The 22,281-nt window shown below is 66.6% G+C and carries 10 protein-coding genes; 4 read left to right on the top strand and 6 right to left on the bottom strand.

Features of this window, described 5'->3' with window-relative positions; all coding sequences use genetic code 11:
* Positions 1-77: 77 nt before the first annotated feature.
* Complete coding sequence (locus CRT60_RS10145; protein WP_244592391.1) at positions 78-8,687, bottom strand: glycoside hydrolase family 94 protein; 8,610 nt, start codon at positions 8,685-8,687, stop codon at positions 78-80.
* A 2,110-nt stretch (positions 8,688-10,797) separates the two neighbouring features.
* Entirely contained in the window at positions 10,798-12,585 is a 1,788-nt protein-coding gene (locus tag CRT60_RS10140; protein WP_098736319.1) for a Mu transposase C-terminal domain-containing protein, read from the bottom strand.
* Positions 12,586-12,738: 153 nt separating this feature from the next.
* Here CRT60_RS10140 and CRT60_RS10135 point away from each other — a divergent pair, with 153 nt between their 5' ends.
* Positions 12,739-13,827: a tyrosine-type recombinase/integrase gene (locus tag CRT60_RS10135; RefSeq protein ID WP_098736318.1), complete on the top strand. Its 1,089-nt coding sequence runs from the start codon at positions 12,739-12,741 to the stop codon at positions 13,825-13,827.
* 250 nt (positions 13,828-14,077) lie between these two features.
* Here the strand turns inward: CRT60_RS10135 and CRT60_RS10130 are convergent, their stop codons facing one another.
* The 3 genes from CRT60_RS10130 to CRT60_RS10120 form a co-directional block, all read right to left on the bottom strand.
* On the bottom strand, positions 14,078-15,220 hold the full coding sequence (locus CRT60_RS10130; RefSeq protein ID WP_098736317.1) for a D-alanyl-D-alanine carboxypeptidase family protein: 1,143 nt from the start codon (positions 15,218-15,220) through the stop codon (positions 14,078-14,080).
* A gap of 121 nt (positions 15,221-15,341) precedes the next feature.
* Entirely contained in the window at positions 15,342-15,830 is a 489-nt protein-coding gene (lspA, locus tag CRT60_RS10125) for a signal peptidase II (RefSeq protein WP_244592390.1), read from the bottom strand.
* A 133-nt stretch (positions 15,831-15,963) separates the two neighbouring features.
* Positions 15,964-16,386, bottom strand: a complete 423-nt coding sequence (locus CRT60_RS10120) for a MerR family transcriptional regulator (protein WP_098736316.1) — start codon at positions 16,384-16,386, stop codon at positions 15,964-15,966.
* Positions 16,387-16,463: 77 nt separating this feature from the next.
* On the opposite strand from CRT60_RS10120, the gene CRT60_RS10115 reads away from it, so the two are divergent.
* Positions 16,464-18,713 (top strand): heavy metal translocating P-type ATPase, encoded by a 2,250-nt coding sequence (locus tag CRT60_RS10115; protein WP_098736315.1) that lies wholly within the window; start codon positions 16,464-16,466, stop codon positions 18,711-18,713.
* Between the two features lie 62 nt (positions 18,714-18,775).
* Entirely contained in the window at positions 18,776-19,252 is a 477-nt protein-coding gene (locus tag CRT60_RS36715) for a TFIIB-type zinc ribbon-containing protein (RefSeq protein ID WP_280177208.1), read from the top strand.
* Here CRT60_RS36715 and lnt read toward each other — a convergent pair.
* The gene (gene lnt, locus CRT60_RS10105) at positions 19,226-20,839 is read right to left on the bottom strand and encodes an apolipoprotein N-acyltransferase (RefSeq protein ID WP_204561803.1); all 1,614 of its coding nucleotides are present in this window, start codon (positions 20,837-20,839) and stop codon (positions 19,226-19,228) included. The genes CRT60_RS36715 and lnt overlap by 27 nt on opposite strands.
* Positions 20,840-21,573: 734 nt before the next feature.
* Here lnt and CRT60_RS10100 point away from each other — a divergent pair.
* Entirely contained in the window at positions 21,574-22,218 is a 645-nt protein-coding gene (locus tag CRT60_RS10100; RefSeq protein WP_098736314.1) for a DsbA family protein, read from the top strand.
* Positions 22,219-22,281 lie beyond the last annotated feature (63 nt).

Genomic DNA, 22,281 nt, shown 5'->3' with positions numbered 1-22,281 from the left:
ATTTCCCCGGCCACCCGCCCCACGGCGCCCTTCCCGATCCTAAGGACGCCGCTGCGTACCCCCCGTTGGGGAGCGGCTTATCCGCTGCAATCGGCAGGTTGCCACCTCCGCTTCCCATGACGATCCCGCAGCGGCAGGACCAGGCTATGCCTCCCGCCATCGAGCGGCAGGCGCACCGCTTCGCCGGTCCGGTCGAAACGCGAGCCATCGAGGACCGCGTCCGATGCGTCGCGATCACCGTGCGACGTCGCCTCCACACGGATGTGGTAGTAGGTCGAATCCACGGTTACCGTGGCTTCGAAGCCTGTCCATGAAGCCGGAAGACACGGATCGACGACCAGGAATGCGCCCTCGCGGCGGATGCCGAGGATGCCCTCGGTGCCGGCACGGTACATCCACCCCGCCGCACCCGTATACCAGCTCCAACCGCCGCGCCCTTCATGTGGCGCCACCGAATAGACATCGGCGGCGACAACATAGGGTTCGACCTTGTAGCGCTCGGCCTCCGCCGGCGTGCGGGCGTGGTTGATCGGATTGAGGAGGTCGAACAGGGCGGCCGCCCTGCTGCCGTCACCCAGCTTGGCGAACGCAAGTATCGCCCACATGGCGGCGTGGCTATATTGCCCGCCATTCTCGCGCAGGCCCGGCGGATAGCCGCGGATATAGCCGGGATCGGACGTCGTCCCATCGAACGGCGGCGTGAACAGCAGCGCCAGGCCATCGTCGGGTCGGATCAGCAATCTTTCCAGCGACGCCATCGCCGTCGCGGCACGCTCGGGATCGGCGGTACCCGAGAGCACGGCCCAGGATTGGGCGATGGAGTCGATGCGGCACTCCTCGCACGCGGCAGAGCCAAGCCATGTGCCGTCGTCGAATGTCGCCCGGCGGTACCATGCGCCATCCCAAGCCTCGCGCTCCAGCGACTGGCGCAATGCCTCGGCATGGTCACGCCAGCGGCGGGCGCGGACGGCGTCGCGACTGTCCGCCAGCGGCGCGAACAGCGCGATGGTGCGGAGCAGCAGCCAGCCAAGCCAGACACTTTCCCCCTTGCCGTCCTGGCCGACGCGGTTCATGCCATCGTTCCAGTCGCCGGTGCCGATGAGCGGCAACCCGTGCTCGCCGGACAGGACGAGGCTTTGGTCGAGGCCGCGGGCACAGTGTTCGAACAGCGAGGCGCACTCGTCGGCAGTCGCCGGCTGGAAGAAGGCGTCGTGCTCGCCGGGACGCAAGGGCGGACCGTCGAGGAACGGCACGCTCTCCTCCAGGATCGCTGCGTCACCCGAACTGGCGATGTAGGTGGCGGTGGCGAAGGCAAGCCACACGCGATCGTCCGAGATCCGCGTCCGTACCCCTTGCCCGGACTGCGGCAGCCACCAGTGCTGGACGTCGCCTTCGACGAACTGCCGGCCAGCGGCGCGCAGCAGATGGCGCCGCGCCTCATTCGGCATGGCGAAGCTCAGCGCCATCCCGTCCTGCAACTGGTCTCGGAAGCCGTAGGCGCCGCTCGCCTGATAGAAAGCCGAGCGTGCCCAGATGCGGCAGGCCAGCGTCTGGTAGAGCAACCAACCGTTCAGCATGATGTCCATCGCCCGGTCCGGCGTCTTGACCTGAACGGCGCCGAGCACGGAAGTCCAATGATCGGCGACCGCTTCGAGAACGGCGTCGAGATCGGCGTCGCGGTAGCGCGCGATCAGCACGCGGGCCGCCTCCGCCGAGGCGCATTGCCCGAGGAACCAGATGATTTCGACCGTATCGCCGGCCTCCAACTCGACAACGCCCTGCAAGGCCGTGCAGGGATCAAGGCCGGCACCGGTCGCCCCGGACAGCGGTGACCGCCCGACGAGCGCCGCTGGCGCCGAGGGGCCGCCGTTGCGGCCGAGGAACTCCGTACGGTCGGCCGTCCACGCCGTCTGCCGGCCGTCGAGATCGGCGAAGGCGACACGCTCGCCGAAGGTCAGGCTCCAGCGGTTGCGGGCCAGCATGGCTCCAGTGGCGGCGTCGATTTCCGTTGCGATGAACGGAGCCGAAGCGCCACGTGCCGTGCCGAGCACCCACTCCGCATAGGCGGTGACGGACAGCGTGCGCGGGCCGGGCGAATGGTTGCGCAGGGTCAGGCGGGAAATCTTGACCGGATCGGCGAGTGGCACGTATTGCAGAAGCTCCAGCGCGATGCCGTGCGCCCGATGTTCGAAGCGGCTGTAACCGCGACCATGGCGGGCGATATAGGTCCCGCCGTTGCGGATCGGCTGCGCGGTGGCGCTCCACAGGTCCCCGCTCACCTCATCGCGGAGATAGATCGCTTCCCCGGCCGGGTTGCCGACCGGATCGTTGGACCACGGCGTGAGCTGGTTCTCCCGGCTGTTCCCTGCCCAGGTGAAACCGCCGCCCTCCGCCGCCACCTGGAAGCCGAAATCGGGGTTGGCGATCACGTTGATCCAGGGAGCGGGCGTCATACGGCCGGCGTCGAGGATGGTCACATACTCCTGTCCGTCCTTGTCGAAGCCGCCCAGACCATTGAAAAACTCGAGGAAACCCGGCACAGGCACCTGTTCCGCCATGGGCTGGGCCGCGGACTGGATCGATACGAGAGTGTCGGCGGGTGCCGATGGAGCCCGCTGCAGCTGCAGGCGGGCGATCTGTTCGGCGATGGAGCCGCGCCGGGCGATCAGCACGACACGGGCCACCGAATGGAGCAGGGCGCGTGCGTCGGCACGCATCAAGTCGGCACGCAACGCGTAGACCGAGCCTTGCGCCGGTTCCTCGCCGAACCGTGGCCGCGACTGGCTGCTTCGCACCGCAGTCTCAATGGCGACCTGAAGATCCTGAACATAGGATGAGGCGCGCTCGTTGACGATCACCAGATCGACGGCCAGACGCTTCATGCGCCAGTATTCGTGGGCACGCAGCAACTGGCGGACCTGGGCGATGTCCTCGACGTCGTCGATGCGCAGCATGACGATGGGCAGATCCCCTGAAATCGCGTGCGGCCACAGGCCCGACTGGGTTCCTGCACCACCGGCTATTGTCGCGGAGGGAGCCCGGAAGCGGGCATCGGCGTACAGGATCGGCGCGGCCAAGCGCTGGAAGTCGGCGGCCTCGTCGGCCACGATGGCCAGGTGGCGAAGCTGGACCTGGGCCTGCGTCCATGCCAGGGTTTTCGCCCGGTCGAAGGCATTCCGGTCGGCGTGCTGATCGACAAGGTCAAGGAGCGTTGCCTGCGACGACGCGACCAAGGTCCAGAAGGCGACCCGCGCGACCCCGCCGGGCGGGATGGTCACGCGCTGCCTGATCGCGACAATCGGGTCGAGAACCGTCCCGAGGCTGTTCGACAGCGGCTGGCCGTCGGTGATAGCGGCGGCCGTGCCGACGGTGTGGCCACGCCCGATGAAACGGGCCCGGTCGGTCTCGAATTGTGGATCGGCCGCAATCCCGCCGTCGACGACGGCGAAGTGGGCGGCCCAGACCGGCGGCTCGCGTGGTGAGCGCGGGCGGCGGGTAGCGACCAGCGCGCCGAACTCGGCGTGGAACTCGGTCTGCACGAACATCTTGGCGAAGGCCGGATGGGCGGCGTCGGCGGCCGGCGTGGTCAGGACCAGCTCGGCATAGGACGTCACTTCGATCACGCGCGGTCGCCGGCCGCCATTGGTCAGCGAGATGCGGCGGACTTCACCGTCGGCCTCGCCGGAGACCAGAACGTCCATGGTGGTGGTCAATGTCCCGTCATGGCGGATGAATTCGACGTGATCCTCGCCGAACACCACCTCGGCATGGTCCGCCGCACGCCCGATCGGCTGCGCGCTGGCAGACCACAGTTCGCCGGTCTGCGTGTCGCGCAGGAAAATAAACGTCCCCCAATCGTCCCGGGTGGCATCCTCGCGCCAGCGGGTCACGGCGATGTCACGCCACAGGCTGTATCCCGCCCCTGCCGCGGTCAGCATCACTGTGTAGCGCCCATTCGAGAGCAGGTGGGTGACCGGGGCTGCGGCGGAGGGCGGCGCGGTAAGGCGGCGCACCGTCGGCGATGCGATGGCGACGCCCATTGCGGAGGTCTTCACCTCCTCGGCCCGAGGATGCCCGACGACGACGTCGCGCGGCATGCGTTCCTGGAGCAGCAGTTCGCTGGCCATGATCATGGGTTCACGGTGGAAACGGTCGCGCATCCGGCCGTCCTGCAGGGCGTTGGCGATGGCGACGATGGTCATGCCCTGGTGATGGGCCATGACGTTGCGCACGATGGCCATTTCCGCGCCTTCGGGAAGCCTGGAGCGGGTGAAGTCGAGGGCGTCGTAGAAGCCATAGCGCCCGCATGCGCCCATCGCGGCGAGGCGGTCGTAGTTCAGCCGCGCGCCGTGCGGATCCACCATCGCGGCCAACCCGGTGGCGTAGGGCGCGATGACGAGATTCTCGGAGAGGCCGCGCTTGAGGCCGAGGCCGGGAACACCGAAGTTCGAGTACTGGTACGTGAACTCCAGGTCGCGGGCGCTGTAGGCGGATTCCGAGATTCCCCATGGTACCCCCAGCGTTCTGCCGTAGGCTTGCTGACGCTCCACCACCAGACGGTTTGTTTGCTCCAGAAGGCTGCCAACCGGCGCGCGCATCACCAGCGCCGGCATCAGATATTCGAACATGGAGCCGGACCAGGAGATCAGCGCGGAGCCGTTGCCGACCGGTGTCGCCGCACGGCCGAGGCGGAACCAGTGCCGCGTCGCGACGTCGCCCTTTGCGATGGCGAACAGGCTGGCGAGCCGGGCTTCCGAGGCAAGCAGGTCATAGCAGCTCGGATCCAGGCTGTTGTCGGGGAGAGCGTAGCCGATCGACAGCAGTTTACGTTCGGGATCGAGAAGGAAGGAGAAATCCATCGCGAGCGCCATGGCGCGCGCCGTATCGGCGAGGGCACGCAACCGGCCTCTCAGCATGTCCGGCATCCCGGCGATGGGGAACCGGTCACGGCCATGCTCGATCACCGCGGTCTGCAACGCCACTATCCAGAACATCAGATCCGCCGGACCGTCGCCCCCGGCCGACAGCCCGCCCGCTGGGATGATGTCGCGGGCCGCCTCGACGGCCTTGTCGGACAGCCGCTTCAGCGTCGGCACCTGGATCTCTAGGGACTGCCTCCCGTTCAGCTGGGCGGCGATCTCGTCAAGAACGGCGCCAAGTCGGCATCCGTGCTCGCCACCCGAAGTGGGCAGGGCGTCTGTGGCTTCGCGGGCCAGGGCGAGGGTATCCATCATGCCGAGCCGGGCGTCCGCCGCCGGAGCGCCGTCCATCCATTCCTCGCAGGCGTTCGCGAGTGCGATCAGATGGCCGGCAAGGTTCCCGCTGTCGACCGACGAGACATAGGCCGGTTCCAACACTCTCAGATCCTGTGTTCCATACCAGTTGTAGAAATGCCCCCTGAACTGCGAGAGCTTCCGCATGGACTCGAACGTCGCCTCCAGCCGCTCGATGGTTTCCGTCGTTCCTGACCAGCCGAAGTCGCGGGCGGCGACGGTGGAAAGCAGGTAGAGACCGATGTTGGTCGGCGATGTCCGGTGGGCGACCACCGGCTTCGGGTCCTCCTGGAAATTGTCCGGCGGCAGCATGTTCTCGGCAGGTGTGACGAACGTCTCGAAAAAACGCCAGGTGCGCCGCGCGGTGAGGCGCAGGTCGCGGGCATCCGGATCGGAGAACGCCGCCCGCCGAAGTATGGCCGGCGACCGGCTGGTCCACGCGGCGAGCGCGGGGGCCGTCAGCCACAGCAGGGCGAAAGGCAGGGCCAGCGGCCAGGACGATGGCGTCACGGCAACGGTACCGGCCGCCACGACGAGCCCAAGCGCGGTGCCACCGGCCATGTCGCGATAGAAGCCGCCGAGATCCAGCCGCGGCCGGCCGCTTGTCTGCGCCGCCGTCGTCCATTCGAGAAGGTGGCGGTGCGTGACGAACAGCCGGGTCAATGTCCTTGCGATCGCATCGGCCATCCGCCACGCCTGGTCGGCCAGGAAGGCGGCCGACATCACGGTCCGCATCGCCGCCATCCGCAGATCCTGCATGAGCGAGCCGACGTGGCTGCCGAGGCGGGTACCCGGCCGGCCCGGCAGCACCGAGGACACCGCCGGCAGGAACGCCGGAACCGCGCTGACAGCGAGCACGAGCAGGATTCCCGCCAGGGCGGACGGCAGAGGCAGCAGCCAGCTCACGGCCAGCGTCGCAAGGGTGAACGGCGCCAGCAGCGAGCGTCGCAGGTTATCCAGCATCTTCCAGCGACCGACCGGCGGGGCCGCCTGAGGACCTGTCCTATGGCCGAGGATCCAGGGGAGCAGTTGCCAGTCGCCGCGGGTCCAGCGGTGCTGACGCTTGGCAGCGACGTTGTAGCGCGAGGGGAACTCCTCGACGAGTTCGACGTCGGAAGCAAGACCGGCGCGGGCGAAAACACCTTCGAACAGGTCGTGGCTGAGCAGGGCATTCTGCGGAGCCCGGCCGTCCAGCGCCGCTTCGAGGGCATCGACGTCGTAGATGCCCTTTCCGGTGAAGGATCCCTCGCCGAAAAGATCCTGGTAAACGTCGGAGACGGCCGACGCATAGGGGTCGATGCCGCCGGGGCCGGAGACGATCCGCTGATAGAGCGAGCCCTCGCCGCCGAGCGACAGCGACGGCGTGATGCGGGGCTGAAGAATGGCATAGCCGTTGATGACGCGCCGACCGGCCGCGTCGAACGTCGGTCGGTTCAGCGGGTGCCCCATCTTGCCGACCAGCCGGAGTGCGGCGTCCCGCGGCAGTCGCGTGTCGGCGTCAAGGGTGATGACATAACGCACGTCTCCCGGTACCTGCGGCGCGCGACCGGCAATGGGCATGAAGCTGGTGTCGGTGGCGCCGCGCAACAACCGGTTGAGTTCGTGCAGCTTGCCGCGCTTGCGCTCCCAACCCATCCATTTGCCCTCGCCGTCATTGTAGAGCCGGCGGCGATGCAGCAGCAAAAAACGGTCCCCGCCGTCGGGACCAGGGCCATGGCGCAGATTCAGTCGCTTGATGGCCGTAGCGGCCACCGCCAGGAGAGCGTCGTCGTCAGCCACCACCTCCCGGTCGGCGTCGAGACCATCCGACAACAGGGCGAAGACGAGGTCGCCGCTGGCCCCGGCGAGGTGGTGAACCTCCAGTCGCTCGATCTGCGCCAGGAGGTCGGCCTCGCCGGTCAGCAGCGTCGGAACGGCGACGAGCGTGCGCTGTGACGGGGGCACGCCGTCCGCCAGTTCGAGCCCCGGCAGGGTGATTGCCCCGAACAGCGCGGTGACCGCGCGGTTGACAAGCGCCGTCGCCACTTCGGAGGCCGGCAGGACGCCGGCAAGGGCGAACAGGACGAGCCAGCCGCCCATACCGGGAAGCCAAGCCGCCCACACCGCGAGACCCAGCAATAGCGCCGTCACGGACAGGATCGCGCCGACATAGCCGCCGATTCCCAGATGAACGCTGAAACGGCTGATCCGCAGCCAGGCCGGTGGTCGAAAGCCGACGCGCCGCTCAAGTGCGCCTCGCCCTTCCGCGATCAGATGATAGCCGGGGTCGCCGACACGCGCGGCGTCCGCACCGTTGGCTGCTTTCTCCGCCGCTGCACGTGATGCTGACAGCGCCAGACCGGCGATGGCGAGTTCCGGGAATGACGAACCGCGGGCCAGTTCCTCGATGGCGCTCCGGTAGAGGTTGCGCGTGGGGAAATCCATGGCGGCAAAGCCGCTCGCCGCGCGAAGTTGTTCGTCGACGAGGCTCACGCTCTCGAACAGGTCCGCCCAGTCGATGTCGGAGATCAGCCGCATGCTGGTGATGACATTGCGCACGGTGACGTTGGAGGCGCCCAACCTCTGCTGAGCGTGCTGGACCACACCGTCAACCGTTGCGCCTTGACGGTTAAGCCGCTCCTCCAGCCAGCCGAGGGCCGGCATCGTTCGCGGGTCCTGGTCCCGCAGCCGCTTCGCCAGTTCCGCGGCGAAAACGTCGGACAAGGAATCGGAAGAGCGCGTGGCCATGTCCGCTTCGAGAGCGGAACGGCTGTCCCCCGACGCGAGAAGCCGGTCTGCCAGTGCGTCGGCGTCCGCCTGTGCCACGCGTCCGGCGGTGATCTGGTCGGCGAGTCGGCGCAGGTTCTCGATGAGGACGATGCGAAGCGTAATCGCGACTGCCCACAGCTCGCCGATGGACAGTGGCTGGACCCGCTGATAGGCGGCGATGAACCGGCGCAGGATCGCGGGATCGAGGTGGCTGTCCGTGTGGGCAACGAAGGCCCAGGCCAGTCCGAACACCCGAGGATACCCGGCGAACGGCCCGTCAGCGAGCTTCGGCAACTGACGGTAATAACCCGGCGGCAGGTCGACGCGGATTTCCCGGATCTGTTCTTCGACGACATGGTAATTGTCGAGCAGCCATTCCGCGGCGGGATCCACGCTGCGACCGCGCTCCAATTCCGCCGCACTGGCCCGATAGGCGGCGAGGAGCACCGCGGCGTTGTCGGCGAGGCGGGTGTGCAGGGACAGGACGGCAAGCGGCTTGCGTGTCACCGGCTGCGCGGCGGCGAGACTCTCCGCATGCCGCTCGAGCCGGTCCAGACCGAAGAGCTCCTCGCGCACCGGTGCCAGATCGCTCCAGGGGGACGGTGGCAGACGACGCCCGAAAGCATGGCGGAGGATCGCATTCATCAGTGCCTTTCCGGCCAGCATCAGCGTGCGACCGCGATTAAGAGAGATGCGTGCCAAACAGTGGTGTGATCATCGCTGTAGGCATCGAGGTTGGCCGCCGTACCATTTTTTAGGGCTGTCTTCTTTGGCGCGAGGGCTGAAGGCGGAATTTCTGTGAGTGTCCCGGCATAGGCTGCCGTCAGCTCATTCTTTTGATGCGGGCCACGGACTAGCTGATCGTCGCGCATTGGAAGGCCGATCAACAGCTTTGCGAGGTTCAGGTCGACACGTTGGCCACGGTGATGGGGGTGACAGTGGACCGTCCCGTCCTTGATGACGCGAGCCCCAGTTCGGTCCTTCCTGCTGAAATCGGTTGGCTACAGCGGGACGTGGACAACGCATCGTTCAAAGGACTTCCGATCGACGCTCTCGAACATGGCGAAGCCTTCGGTTCAGACAGCGGGACCATGTATCAGGACGAAGAGCAAGACCGTCAGCGCGATGGCGACTGGAATCACCACAGGTGGCACGAAGTATGCTTTCACGGCGTTCCATGAGGATAAAGAGCCGGTATCCGTCGGGGGAAGGGACATGGTCGTGCTCCATATGTTCGGCGGATTGAACCAAGGATGCCGCGATAGTTTCCTCGTTGCGCCGCGTTTCAACGATTGCGAAATCGCCTATCGAGGAAATGGTGATGAAGCTGGGTCGATATTGTGGCGATTCCGCCATATGGACTCATGCGCCGCAAAATCATGTGCAATGGATTCCAAGAACAGTCCGCCAGATCGCCGTGTGAGCGCTTCAGTCCGTCTTCCAAGGCAGGCGTTTTGCCGGTGGTTTTCCCGCTTGCTCACGAAGCCCATCACCGATACGGCGACACCCCAGTCTTTGGAGAAAAGCCCGGATGTGGCCGGACGTATGCTGAAATTTCGCGGATGGCCCAATACCTCTGGCCTTGTGGTCGGTCCAGGGCTTTCAGACTGTCCGGGGTGACGCCATAGGACGGACGAGAAACTACGACAAGGAGACTGAGCTGGAACATGGAGCATGACGGGACCAATGGGCGCTCTTGGAAGTTCCTCTGGAAGCCGCAAAAATCCTGTGTTTGATACAGCTACGGTTCTGCCTGATCGACAATGTTCGGTTTCTGGACCGCTCGGATGGTGGCCGGGAAGGGCAAGCAATCTCAATGGTTTGGTGCTTAGCGTATAATGCCGTCCGTCCTATGGCGTCACCCCAATAGCGCTCGGCTCAGGTACACGGGCAGCTCTGACGAGCAAGTGGCCTCGGCGGATTTTGCAATCCAAGCCTTTCCTAGATGTTACCCGATTGACTTCATTGAAATTTGTGGACGTTCCCGCTGCCTCTTTGTTATGCGATCAACGCCGTTTGACGTTGAAAATTTTCAATGAAAAATTTCAGGAGAAAGCGACAGCCAGGCAGGTGCCAGCGGATGTCCACCCAACGCCTGATCAAGGGCGCCCACCGCACCCGCTGCTCGCTCAAGCGCCCGCAAGAGGCGATTGGGGTGGGCGTGGTCACACTTGGCTGAAGGGTGACGGCCACGCCGGCCCGAAGCCTGCGAAGCGGCGGTTGCTGGCGACACGTCCGTTCGGCGGAGACTGGTCGTTTGGGGCATGCGGCTGGATTTCCAGTGGGCGGGCGAGATGGGGTTTGCACTTGAAAATTTTCATGAAAATTTTCAAGTGCAAACCCTATTCGGTCGGAAGGATAAGTTCGTTATCCCTCAGAGTCGAAATATGAGGTTTTAACGTGAGGAGTTAACGTCTGATAAGGGAACTTATGCGACGTTTCTTGACGGGCTGCTTGTCATTGCTGAGCTAATCAGGCGAAATTCGGATTTTTGGGCTTTCCGAGTGACTTTCCCTCCCGTTTTTCAGGGCTAATCACGCCAAAATCTGAGGGCTGATCAGGCGAAATTTTCCCGCCCGCTTGGCGCTACCTAGACCGACCTTTCCATCCTTGGCGATGACAGCGCCCCGGCACCCGGCTTTTTTTTGCCGCCGAGCGGTCTGTCCCAGGCCATTCGAACGCACACCGGAGGGGCGTTCCCCTTCGGTTTTAGCTTACGTCCGACAAGCGTTCTTTTCGGACATTGTAAACGGGTGGAAGTTCCAATATAGCTACCTCAGCGAGAATCGTCGGCGAAACCACTGTCGAAATGGTCGTCGGTTGCTTGGACCGGTGTGGATGGGGTGGGTAGCGCAGATGTGGCCGAGGACGCCGGAACACTCGGGGGTGTCTTGGTGTCCGGTTCCGGCGAGGGGAGGCCTTCGGCGGCTGGCAAGGGTGTCTCCCGGGTTCGGCCGATGGAGGTCACGGTGTGCTCGACGGCGCGGCGGGCGGCCCTCGTCGCCTTGACCCGGGCTGGTGAGACCTTGCCGCGCTCCTCGCGCTTGGCTTTGGTTTGCGCGACGGCGTGCGCCACCAGGCGACGCTGCTGGAGCACGGTCTGGAACAGAAGCTCCTGGTTGATCGAGCGGCGGCCCTCGGCCCGCAACCGCTTGACCGCCCGGCGATGTTCGGCGAGCGTAATCGCCGGAAGGGTGGTGTCGCGGTAGGGAATGGTGAAGTACCGCCCCTCGTCATCCCGGATGTAAACGCGCGCGATGTTGCGCGGGTCGTATCTCACCTCGACGTCCCGGTCGCCGCTGGTCAGCCACGTTGCAAGAACCCGGTCGAAATAGACGATGTTGAAGAGGTGGATGCCGTCGCGCAGCACGCGGCGTGTCTTGGAGGGCAGAAAATCCAGGACGAACTGACGGGGTTCCTTCGGCAGGCGCAAGACCCGGTTGGACGTCGCTGCGACCGCGGTTTCCCAGGCCGCATTGGGCGGCCTCAGAAGCGCGGCGTGCACGGTGTTGTGGTACTTTCCAACGATCTCGTGCGCCAGATAGGTTTCCAGCTCCCGCATTGTCAGGGCCGCGTGCTCGGCCGAGCGATAGTCCCCGCGATCCTGGGGGTTGGAATGGGTGGTGCCGGGAAGCAGATGAATGGCGCCCATCATGGTGCCGATCAGCCGCTCGATGTGGCCGCCGAAATGCGGCGTCCGCACCGGACGGTACTGGGGCGTGATGCCATACTCCTCGCAGCCGCGCGTGAGGTCCTGTGCGTGGAATTCCTTGGCATTATCCATGTGCAGGATCTGCGGCAGACCGCAGACCGGCCAGTTCCCCTCGACGCCCCGTTGCCGCAGCCATTCGTCCTTGGGCAGGACCGCGTGGGTCAACGCCAAGGCGACCGACGTCGTCGAGGGTGGATCGAGCGTCAGGTAAAAGCCGGCGACCATCCGGGTGGCAACGTCGATGATGAAGGTCACCCACGGACGACCGAGCGCTTCCCGGCTGTATTCGTCCACGACGATCAAATCGACCAGCGTGTGGTCGATCTGCCAAAGGCTGTTCGGTCCATCGGCCAGGACCGACGTGGTGACCAGACCGAACCTGTCATGAGCGGCCTTGGCGCCTTCACGCTTCGCCAGGGCCTTGCGGGCATCAATCTCCCGCACGCGGGATCTTACCGTGTTGTAGGACGGGACCGGCAGGCTTTTCTCCTGGCAGGCCGTCCGAATCTCCCGGTGCAGGGCCGCCGGCCGCGGCTTCTGCCGGGTGAGATAAAACGTCTCGATGCATTGATCGATCACCGCTTCGACCTCAGCGGGGATCAGGCGCATGCCAGCCGGACGACCGCCGCGGCCGGTGACGAGAGAGGAAGTGCGTGGATCGGCGCGGTAACGGGCCACCATCCGATAGACACTGGCGCGGCTGACCCCCAGAGCAGAGGCAGCCTCCTCCACGACCAAGCGCGGCGGCCGAACCAAGCTGGCGAGCGGACGGATGATCTGCTCGGCACGTCGTGCCGCCTCCCAGACATGCGGGGGGATGATCCGGATGTCCGATGCGTTCCGGCGGGTCATGGCGTCAACCGTGCTGCAAATTGGTCTCACGGTTTGCAGATGGAATCGCACGGCTTCTGGAAAAACTCACCTTACGGTGAGACAGAGGAGCGCAGAATCCCTCGGTCGTCGTTCTCTGGGTAAGCGGAAATTGACAGCCGCCCCGGAGCCCCGATGTCCGACGATCCCGTGACCGATGTCCGCCTGGACGGGGAGGGCGCCGCCTGGCCGAACGCGGACGCCGGCGTCACCGTCGAGACCGGGCTGTTCGGCCGCCTCGTCGTCCCCGCCGACCCGGCGCGCGCCGCCGAGATCCGCGAACTCGCCGGGCAGGCCGCCGCCTGGGCGACGCGGGCGCGGGGCGAGGGCACACTGCGCGCCTACCGCTCCGCCTGGACCCAGTACACCGCCTGGTGCGCGCGCCTCGGCTTCGCCCCGATCACCGGCGAGGCCGAGATCATCGGCCTGTACCTGGTCAAGGCGGCCGAGCGCTTGGCCGTGCCGACCTTGCGCGTCCACCTCGCCGCCATCGCCACCGCCCACCGCCTCGCCGGCGTGCCCGTCGATCTCAAGCACCCGCGCATCGCCCTGGTGCTTGACGGCCTCGCCCGCGGCCAAGCCGACCGTGCCGTGCGGCAGGCCGCCCCGGTCCTGCTCGATGCCCTGCCGCGGCTGCTCGCCATCCAACCGCATGGCCCGCTCGGCTGGCGCAACCGCGCCATGCTGCTGATCGGCTACGGCGCCGCGCTACGGCGCAGCGAGCTGGTGGCGCTGCGGGTGGCGGATGTCGTTCGCATTCCCGACCGCGGGGTCGAGGTGACGGTGCGCCGCTCCAAGACGGACCAGCACGGGCGCGGCGACAGCGTGGCCATCTGGGCCGCCGCCGATCCGACGCTGTGCGTGCTGCGCACCCTCGACGCCTGGCTGGCGGTGCGCGGCAGTCGCGACCCCGCCGACCCGCTGTTCTGCGGCGTACTGAAGAACGGTCGGGTCACCGGCAAGCCGCTGTCCGACAAGGCGGTGACCCGGCTGGTGAAGGAGGGTGCCGCCAAGGCCGGCCTGCCCGAGCCGGCGCGCTTCTCCGGCCACAGCTTGCGCGCCGGCCTCGCCACCGCGGCGGCCGAGGAGGAGGCCCAACTGCACGACATCATGCGCCAGACCCGCCACAAATCCACCGAGGTAGCACGACGCTACCTGCGCTCGCGCGACCGCTGGCGCAACAACGTCACCGAAAAGCTCTTCCGCCGGCAGGGCGAAGCCTAACCCTGACTTGCCCCTGCCGTTTGGCACAGTTTGGCCGCAAGCCACATTCACGCAAACGGAGTATACCCGACCTGACCCAGGCTGTGCTTGAAGCGTTGGCAATCTTGGATCCTAAAAAACATTGGTCCAAGAAGTCTGCCCTGTTCCGCAAACATTTACACTTTCGTCTTCATCATGGAGGCATGTCATGTATCTGGCATTGATATCCGACCCGATTTTGGTTGATGCCAGATCTGCCTGAAAGGAGAGATTACGACGGTTTTTTCTGGATTAGAGTGCAGTCTGTCTTCAGCTTCTTCAGGCTCCGGCAAGCTAATTTTGCCGCAGCCGCGTCGAACCCAACCAGCTGGGCCTTATACTGTGTGCCCGAGCGCTGAACTGCCGGCATCGCCACCGTGGCCAGGCTACCCAGGCTTTTCCGGGCGGTCTCGGCGTCCCGGCGGGCCGCCTGCTGACTGCGGTACACGCCGGTCTGGATCGCCCAACCGCCCGTCCCGGCGACCGCAGCAAGCCGGGCCTTCGGCTTACCGGACACCAGCACATCCTCCGGCTTCGCCAGGGCTTGGTTGTGGAACCCGGCATCCATGAGTTCGACGATGCGCCGGTCCCGCTTCCTGGCGCTCTCGCCGCCCAGTACCACGGCGATCAGCCGGCGCCCGTCACGGGAAGCCGAAGCGGCCAGATTGAAGCCGGAGGCGGCGATGTAGCCGGTCTTGATCCCGTCCATTCCGTCATATTGGTCGAGCAGCCGGTTGTGCCCGTATACGGTCTGGTTCTGCCAGTCGAAGCTGCGGCGGCTGAAATACGGGTAGTAGCGCGCGTGGTTGCGGACGAGTTCCCGGGACAACAGTGCCATGTCGCGCGCTGTGGTCCGCTGCTCGCGATCCGGCAAGCCGGACGCGTTGCGGAAGACGGTGCGCTTCATCCCGATCTCACGCGCGCGCCGGGTCATCGCCTGGGCGAAGGCGGCCTCGCTTCCGCCAACCGCCTCGCCGAGAACCACGGCGACGTCGTTGGCCGATTTGGTGCTGAGCGCCAGAATCGCGTCCTCGACGCGGATGGTGTCTCCCGGCACGACGCCGAGCCGGGAAGGCGCCATTGTCGTGGCGTGATAGGAGACTGGGAGCTGTTGGTCGAGCCGAAGCTGGCCGCGGTCGAGCGCCTCGAAGGTCAGGAGCAGCGTCATCATCTTGGTCAGCGACGCAGGATAGGTCGAGACGTCGGCATTGTGCGCCCTCAACACGGCTCCGCTGGCCGCATCCATCAGAAATTCTGCGACGACCGGCCGCGCCGCCGCCGACTTGCGCCCCGCCTTGGCCGCGGCCGGCACCGACAGGGAGGACAACGTCACCATGGCGACGATGGTGGCGGCAAGGCGTGCTCGGGCGAACATGCGGGATGACCGGCTCAGCGGTTAGGGACACGATCACGGGTAGTCCACCCAAGATTAAAGGACTGTTAAGTGCCCCATTCCTCTGACGCGAAGAGAGCATTCGCCGGTCGCAAGGACCTGCTCAGGATGGCACAACCTTGGGAGATGGCCGGATGGCGATGGCGGCTGCTCCGCCGACGATGAGGATGTCGGCAAGGTTGAAGGTCGGCCAGTGCCAGCCGAAGACATGCAGATCCAGGAAATCGGTGACAGCTCCTTGGCGGATGCGGTCGACCGCGTTGCCGATGGCTCCTCCTGCCATCGCCCCGGCCGCAAGTGCCAAAGGACGATTCGGCATCCGTGCCCCCCATCCCAGCAGCACGAGCGCCACCAGCAGTGCGAAGCCTGCCAGGAGATAGGGCGGCAAAGTCGTGTGACCCGACAACAGGCCGAAACTGACGCCGGTGTTGAAGCCGAGGCGCAGATTAAAGAACGGCGTGACCGGGATGATGTCCGTCGGGGTGAGGATGTGAGTGAGCATCGTCCATTTGCTCACCTGATCGGCAACCACCGCGATGACCGCCATTGCCATCGCGATGTACAAACCCGCTGGAGACCAACGAAACGCCATGGCGAACACTCCTCAGCCCAATGAGAACGGCACCTGCGTGCCGTCGGCATCCTGCCTGCTCTAGCCGCTCGAGCATCAAGAGGAATTTGTTGCTTGGTGCTCCTGAGACGGACCCCGCTTTTGATCACCACCGTCAGTGGTGATCGTGCAGGCAGTGGCTGTGATCGGCGAGCACCTCGATCACATGGCAGGTTCGGACCTGCCCCTGCGGGCATGGCTCGACCATATTCCGGACTTCGGCCCGTAATGCCTGGAGACGGGCGATCTTGGACTCGATGTCCGCCAGATGGGCACGGGCCAAGGCATCCGCCTCACCGCACGGATGGGCCGGATCGTCGGCCAGCATCAGGAGCTGGCGGATGGCGTCCACTTCGAAGCCGAGTTCCCGGGCATGCCGGATGAAGCGCAGCCGGCTGACCGCCGCCGCGTCATAGGTGCGGCGGTTGCTGTCGGTTCGGAGTGGAGCGGGCAGCAGGCCGATCGATTCATAGTAGCGGATGGTCGGGATCTTCACCCCGGCCTGAGCCGACAGCTCTCCGATGGTCAAAGGCTTCATCTTGCGTTTTTCCCTCTTGATCCTCCAGTCGCTGGAGAATGTACGGTCGCATCAGCAGATCGACAAGGGAGCGCCCGATGCGCGTGACTGAAAACGAGGAGACCCCTGCCACGCAGCGGACCCGGTACCGGGTGAGCGGCATGGATTGCGGTTCCTGTGCCGGCAAGATCGAAACGGCCCTGCGGCGGGTGGACGGCATCCACGAGGTTCGGGTGTCGGTGCCCAACGGTACGATGACCGTCACCCATAGCCCGTCCGTCACCGGCGACGCCATCACCCGTCCCGTGAACGCGCTCGGTTTCCAGACCGGTCCGGGTGAAACGCTGGGTGGGCCGAAGGCCGAAGCGGAACACCGCGACGGGCAGCATGACGGTTGCAGCCATGATCATGGGAAGGAGCAAGGCCATGCCCATGCCCATGCGCATGATCACGGGCATGACCACGGGCACCTTCACAGCCATGACGCCGGCTCCGGTCCCTGGTGGAAGACGCCCAAGGCACGCCTGACGCTCGCCTCGGGGCTGGCGCTCGGTCTCGCCTACATCGTCGGCAGGCTGGTCCCGTCGGTGGAAAGCTGGGCCTTCCTGCTGGCGATGGCGGTCGGGCTGGTTCCGATCGCCCGGCGGGCCCTCGCCGCTGCGCGCGCCGGCACGCCCTTTTCCATCGAGATGCTGATGACGGTGGCCGCCATCGGTGCCGTCGTCATCGGCGCGGTGGAAGAGGCAACGGCGGTGGTGTTCCTGTTCCTGGTCGGCGAACTGCTGGAAGGCGTCGCGGCCGGCCGGGCCAGGGCCAGCATCCAGGGCCTCATCTCGCTTGTCCCGGACACCGCCCTGCTCGAACGCGACGGCAGGACCGAGACGGTGCCGGCATCGTCGCTGGCGGTGGGGAGCGTGATCCTGGTGCGGCCGGGCGACCGGCTGGCGGCCGACGGCGTGATCCTGTCCGGCGACAGCGCGCTCGACGAAGCGCCGGTGACCGGCGAAAGCGTGCCGAAGCGCAAGGGCGAGGGCGCACAGGTCTTCGCCGGAACCATCAACGGCGACGGCGCCCTGCGGGTGCGGGTGAGCGCCACGGCGAAGGACAACACCATCGCCCGCGTGGTCCGGCTGGTCGAGGAGGCGCAGGAGAGCAAGGCTCCGACCGAACGCTTTATCGACCGCTTCTCCCGCTGGTACACGCCGGGCGTGGTGGTGGTGGCGGCGCTCGTCGCCGTGCTGCCGCCGCTGCTGGGCGGCGGCGCCTGGGAAGAGTGGATCTACAAGGGACTGGCGGTGCTGCTGATCGGCTGCCCCTGCGCCCTGGTGATCTCCACCCCGGCCGCCATCGCCGCTGGCCTGTCCAACGGTGCGCGCCGCGGCCTGCTGATGAAGGGCGGTGCCGTGCTGGAGGCGTTGGGCCGCATCACCACCGTCGCGTTCGACAAGACCGGCACACTGACGGAGGGCAAGCCCCGTGTCACCGATATCGTCGCCGCCGGCGGCAGCGAGGAGGAGGTTCTGGCCGATGCCGCGGCGCTGGAAACCGGGTCGAGCCACCCGCTGGCCAAGGCGATCCTCGCCGCCGCCGAAGAGGCCGGGCTGACGGTCACCGCGGCGTCCGACACCGGCGCGCTTGCCGGGAAGGGGGTGCGGGGACGGTCGAACGGGCGCGAACTGATGCTCGTTTCACCGCAGGCGGCCGCGGATCGGCTGTCCGCCGAGCAGGCGGAACGGGTCGCCGTGCTGAACGGCGAGGGCAAGACGGTGTCGGTCCTGCTGGTCGACGGCCGGCTGTCCGGCCTGCTGGCGATGCGCGACGAGGCGCGGCCCGACGCGCGCGCCGGCATCGAGGCCCTGAACCGTGCCGGCATCCGCTCGCTGATGGTGACCGGCGACAATGCCCGCACGGCGAAGGCGGTGGCTGAGAGCCTGGGTGTCGAGCCGCATGCCGAGCTTCTGCCGGAGGACAAGCAGCGCATCGTCCGCGAGTTGCAGGCCCGTGGCGAGCGGGTGGCGAAGGTCGGCGACGGCATCAACGACGCCCCGGCGCTCGCCGCCGCCGACGTCGGCATCGCCATGGGCGGCGGCACCGACGTGGCGTTGGAGACGGCGGACGCTGCGGCGCTGCATGCAAGGGTCGGCGATGTGGCCGCGATGGTCGCGCTGTCGCGCCGGACCATGGCGAACATCCGCCAGAACATCGGCCTCGCCCTGGGGCTGAAGGCGGTGTTCCTGGTCACCACCGTGGTCGGGATCACCGGACTGTGGCCGGCCATCCTCGCCGATACCGGGGCCACCGTGCTGGTCACGGCCAACGCGTTGCGGCTTCTCTCCGTCCGCCCCTGACCCGCCTTCAACCCGATGAACGCTCGCTTCGCGTCTTCCTTTGACAGCAGGAGTGCCGATTGGTGAACGAGGTTGCAACGACGGGGGACGGGCTGTCCTGCCCCAACTGCCGGATCACGCTCGTCATGTCGGAACGGCAGGGTGTCGAGATCGACTATTGCCCGAAATGCCGTGGCGTATGGCTCGACCGTGGAGAACTCGACACGATCATCGAGCGCAGCGCCCGCTATGCGATGCAGTCGCCATCCCCCTCGGCGGGTGGCGCCCTTGATCCCGAACCGGCTGGAGCTTCGCAGGCTGCCGGCCGATTCCTTCCCCAGGGTCCGGGCAGCCCGTGGGGGGCCGTGCCGTCAGCGCCCGCATGCCCGGCGCCGCCTCACGGCCACGAGTCCTTCCGTCCCGTGTCCGGCCCTGCGGATCACCGGGCCGGACATCGGGATGGGCATGGCGGGCATGGGGCTGGTGAGGGTCGCGATCATGGCTCCCAGCGAACGCATGGCGGCCGTCATGGATCATTCTTCGGCCGGCTTTTCGATTGACCGCTCCGAACAGGTGCCGGGCCGGTATGGGCCAGCCCGGCACCCTGCTGTCCTGTTCGACACGTGTTTCCCACCGCCGAGCAGGACAGCCAGGACCAAGATGGCTCCAGCGAGCGGCACCAGAAGGAGGTCGCCATAACGGCCGTAGGGGGTCGGCGGCAGTGCCGGCGGCAGCGGCGCGTCGATGACGCCGGTCTCGCCCAGCGGCAGGCTGGCGCGAACGGTGCCGTAGCCGTCGATGATCGCCGATATGCCGGTGTTCGCGGCGCGCACCATCGGCACCCCTTCCTCGACCGCCCGCATGCGGGCCGAGGCCAGATGCTGGTGCGGACCGATCGACATCCCGAACCAGGCGTCGTTGGTGGGGTTGAAGATCCAGTCCGGCCGCCGGTCGCGCTCGACCACCTCACCTGGGAAAATGGCTTCGTAGCAGATCGCGATCCCCACCGCTGTTTTGCCGACCGTCAGGGTCCGGGGACCCGGTCCGGCGGAGAATTCACCGAAACCCGCGGTGAAGCGGTCGAAGGGCAGGATGTGCCGCAAAGGAACATATTCGCCGAACGGGACCAGATGATGCTTGGCGTAGGCCGCGACGATGGCGCCGGCCCCGTCCACCCCGACAACCGCATTCCAGAATGCCGGTCCCGCCGCCTCCAGCGTGCGGCGCGGCGTTCCGGCCAAAAGTTGCGCGCCGGGCGGCAGCTGGGCGGCGATGCGGGCCAGGACGTCGCGGGCTTCGTCCAGGAAGCCCGGATAGGCGGTTTCCGGCCAGAGGAGAAGATCGTAGCGTCCCGGCCGGAATGACAGGTCGAGATACCGCTCGACCGTCGCGGCCCGCTCCTCGGGCCGCCATTTGCGGGCCTGCGGGACATTCCCCTGGACGATCCGCAACACGGGCCCTGACCCCTCGCCGCCATCGGTCGCCGGCAGGCGCAGGGAACCTCCGCCCAACAGCAGCAGCGCAAGGATCGACCCCATGCGCGCCCGGCGGCGCTCCCGTCGCGACCATGCCAGCAGCGACAGGGGCAGCAGAACCGCGGCAAGAACCGTCAGCAGACCCAGGCCATAGCTGCCGACCAGGGCGGCGATCTGCCGGGCGCCGGGATGATCGACCCAGGCATAACCGATCAGGTTCCAGGCAAAGCCGGTCAGCGCGTGACCGCGCACCCACTCCGAGGCCATCCAGAGCAGAGCAAAGACCAGGGCGCCCGCCGCGCCGCCGATGCGCAGCCGGGCAAAGGCCCAGGCCGGAGCGGCGAGGAACAGGGCAAGGAACGCGCTCAGTCCTCCGACTGCGGGAACGGCCATCCAGCCAAAGCGGTCGGCCTCGACGTAGAAGCTCTCGGCGATCCAATGCGTTCCGGCGACGAAGAAGCCCAGGCCGAAGCTCCAGCCGATCAATCCGGCCAGCCGCGGGGAGGCGCCCTGGAGCAGCAGGAAGTGACCGCCGAGTCCCAGCACGAGAAAGGGAGGGAGCGAGAAGGGCGGCAGAGCCAGGACGGTCAGCGCGCCCAGCATACCGCCGGCCGGCACCGCGACCGCGGGGTGTCGGCCAAGGCGCGCCAGGGCTGCCTTCCATCGCCTCATCGAAAGGTTCCCTGCGTGCCAATGAAGTGCAGAATTGCCTCCGCCGCCATGATCTTCCGCTCTCCGCCTCTGCTAAAGCTCCCGACCGTGCATGCTCCAGCCGCTGGAGAAGCAAGAGCTATCTTCGTGCGACGCTCCGCCGGGGAATGGTGCGGGCGGCCCGCCAGTGTCCTTTGCGGTTGTTGATGCATCTCCGGACGCGCTACCATCCCGGCATGATCCGCCTGCGCCGCCTCATGCCCGTCCTGCTGCTGCTGAGCTTCGTGCTCGGTGCGGTGCAGGCCGTTGCGGGCCGAGGGTGGCCGGAGAGAAGCGCAGGAACGGTCGCGCTGCCCTGGACGGCCTGCCTGCCGGATGGCTGCGATTCCGGCAGCGGGGGCGAGGCCGACGCGGGAAATCTCCCAGTTGTGACCTGCCTGCATGGCGGTGGCTGTGTCGTTCTCCCGGTTTCACCGGCTGGGGCGGCATTCCCCGCCCAGGTGGCTGAGCGGTACCGTCCTGTTTCGCCAATCCTCGCAGCGGGACGGGATTTGGCTCCCGACCAGCGACCTCCGATCGCGTCCATGGCTGTCTGAGCGCATCCCGGCGGACAAGTCCGTCCGCCGGTCCGCTGCCCTATGGAACGGCTTTCCTTGAAAGCCCGCCAACCGGCTTCGCCTCGCAATCAGGAAGGCTTCGGGCGCCGCACAGGCTGCGTCCCGTCGCCTCCCCCCGCCATCGGATGTTCCATCGTCATGTTCGCAAGCCGCACCCTTCGTGCCGCCGTTCTGTTCGCCGCGCCGCTCGCCGTCTGGCTGGTGGCCGGCGCCGTTCCGGCGCAGACGCCCACCGCCGTCACCGCTGCCGTTCCGGTCACGGCCACCATGCCGCGCGTGCTGGGTGATCCCCAGGCTCCGGTCGAGGTGATCGAGTACGCCTCGCTCACCTGCCATCACTGCGCCACCTTCCACAACACGGTTTTGCCGCAGGTGAAGCAGGAACTGGTCGATACCGGCAAAATCCGCATCGTCTATCGCGATTTCCCGCTCGACCGAAGCGGTGTGGAGGCCGCGACCCTGGCCCGCTGTGTGACACCGGAGCGTTATTTCCCGCTGCTCTCGGTGCTGTTCGCCAAGCAGGACGACTGGTCGCACGCCAAGGATCCGGTGGAGGTCCTCGCCCGTCTCGGCGCGCTCGCCGGTCTGTCCCGCACCGCCTATGACGCCTGCCGCAACGACCAGGCACTCCAGGATGCGATCCTGCAATCCCGCTTGGACGGCGAACGGCTCCACAGCGTGAATTCCACGCCGTCCTTCGTGATCGGCGGCAAGACCTACAAAGGGGTTCTGCCGTTCGAGGACTTCAAAAAGGCCGTGACGCCCCTGCTGCCGGCACCCTGACGGCCGGATCAGGAAAATTCCGGAGCTTCCGGCAATTCGGCCTTGATCCTCCAGTTGCTGGAG

This window comes from Azospirillum palustre, from assembly GCF_002573965.1.
In the GTDB taxonomy this organism is placed as follows: Bacteria; Pseudomonadota; Alphaproteobacteria; order Azospirillales; family Azospirillaceae; genus Azospirillum; species Azospirillum palustre.
This window is presented reverse-complemented; position numbering and strand designations above follow the sequence as displayed.